Annotated in this window: 3 protein-coding genes; 2 read left to right on the plus strand and 1 reads right to left on the minus strand. The window is 73.1% G+C overall.

Annotation, left to right across the window (positions count from 1 at the left end; translation table 11 throughout):
* Positions 1-215, plus strand: a 215-nt coding sequence (locus tag FNH04_RS45540) for an aldo/keto reductase (RefSeq protein ID WP_194237051.1), incomplete at its 5' end; no start/stop codon positions are given.
* Positions 216-282: 67 nt separating this feature from the next.
* Positions 283-996 carry a ferritin-like domain-containing protein gene (locus FNH04_RS45545; RefSeq protein WP_322725740.1) on the plus strand — a complete coding sequence of 238 codons (714 nt, stop codon included), beginning with the start codon at positions 283-285 and terminating at the stop codon, positions 994-996.
* 75 nt (positions 997-1,071) lie between these two features.
* On the opposite strand, the gene FNH04_RS45550 is transcribed toward FNH04_RS45545, so the two are convergent.
* The gene (locus tag FNH04_RS45550) at positions 1,072-1,644 is read right to left on the minus strand and encodes an AMIN-like domain-containing (lipo)protein (protein ID WP_152792082.1); all 573 of its coding nucleotides are present in this window, start codon (positions 1,642-1,644) and stop codon (positions 1,072-1,074) included.
* Positions 1,645-1,835 lie beyond the last annotated feature (191 nt).

Raw genomic sequence — 1,835 nt, forward strand, 5'->3', positions numbered from 1 at the left:
CACCACGGCCGAAAAGTCCGCCGACCCCCTTCCACGCCGTGGCCGGGGAACGCGGCACCACCCCCCAGGAGATCTGCCTGGCCTGGCACCTGTCCCACTCCCCGCACGTCATCCCCATTCCGGGCGCCACCCGCCCGGAAACGGCCCGCTCCTCGGCGCGGGCGGCGGCCCTGACCCTGACGCGGGAGGAACTGGCACGGCTGGACGGCGGCTGACAGGGCGCCGGGGCGCGGAACGGTTCCGTACCGGCCGGGCGTCCTCCTTCTCCGGAAGGGAGACCAGGTGGGTACGGGCGGATACGCCGAGTGGACACGGCAGTTCAAGGACGAGGACGAGCGCAGACGCGAGCGGGGCGACCCCGAGTGGGGGCGGGGTGCGACCCTGCACCCGGCGGTCCGGGCGAGCGTCCAGCGCTTCCAGGTCGGCGAGGACGGTGACGGCGCGAACCTCATCGCCAAGGCCGACCGCGCCGGGGACCCCGACTACGCGCGGGCGGTCCGGCTGTTCGTCGCCGAGGAGCAGAACCACGCCCGGCTGCTGGCCCGGCTGCTGGCCGCGGGCGGCGCCCCCACGCTGGCAGGCCACTGGAGCGACAGGGTCTTCGTACGGCTGCGCCGCCTCATGGGCCTGCGCCTGGAGCTGCTGGTGCTGATGGTCGCGGAGATGGTGGCGCTGCGGTACTACCGGGCGCTGCGCGACGGTACCGACGACCCGCTCACCTCGGAGGTGGCGGGCCGGATCCTGGCCGACGAGGAGCGCCACGTGCCGTTCCACTGCGTACGGCTGCACGCCTCGCTCGCGGAACTGCCGCGCCCGCTGCGCCGCCCGGTGACGGCCCTGTGGCAGCTCCTCCTCTGCGCCGTCTCCCTCGTCGTCGCCGCCGACCACGGCGCGGCCCTGCGCCGGCTCGGCGTCGGGCGCCCGCGGTTCGTGACCGAGGTCATGGCGTCGTCCGGCGCGGCGGTCTCCGCGATGCTGGGCCGGGCGGGTCGGTGACCGCGGTCTTCGGGGCGCTCAGCTGAGAGTGAGTCCTGGCAACAGGACTCACTCCCATTCGGTCTTCAGGAACGGTCAGCTCGTCCAGCTGTGGGCCACATCGACCACCAGGCGGTCGGACAACTGGATCACCCGGAACGGCAGCCGGGCGCGGACACCGAGACCGACCTGCGTCTGGCCCTCGAAACTGCCGCCGAACCGGGTGTCCCGGAAGGTGCTGTAGCCGGTGATGTTCACGCCGGGCAGAGGACGTCCCACCACTCCCGGGTACGCGGCCGTGCCGGTCTCCGGGTCGTAACTGGGCGCGCCCACGCGGATGTCGAGGATGGCCCCGCCCTTGACCGGGATGTACTCACCCGAGGGGTCCTGGTAGAGCCGGTCGACGTAGCTGACGTAGTAGCCGATGTCGCTGCCGCCGCCGGGGATGTCGAACACCATGCGGTCGTAGCAGTCGTGCCGACCGGTCCTGATGTCGTCCAGCGGCTCGGCGCCCGTGGCCTCCCCGCCCTTGGCACCGCTGCCCCAGCCCGTCGGGCAGGCCGCGGCCGCCGTTGCCTTGGCCGGTGCCGCGCCCGCCGTGCTCGCGGCCGCCCCCAGCGCGGTGCCCGCGAGGACGAGTGCCGCCACTGCCGCTCCCGTACGTCGCATGTTGTCCCCCTTGACAGTGTTTGACAGTGCAACGCTGATGTGGGTGAGACGACCGGGTATGCCGGAAGGTTGCACGCGGGTGCGGAAGCATCCGGTACGTCCGTGCCCCGGCCCTTACGTCCGTGCCCGGGCCGTCGCCTACCCGTTGTGGGGCGAGGGAATGCGGGCGTGGCATGCGGGCGGGGCATGCG

This window comes from Streptomyces phyllanthi (genome assembly GCF_009377205.1).
GTDB lineage: Bacteria > Actinomycetota > Actinomycetes > Streptomycetales > Streptomycetaceae > Streptomyces > Streptomyces phyllanthi.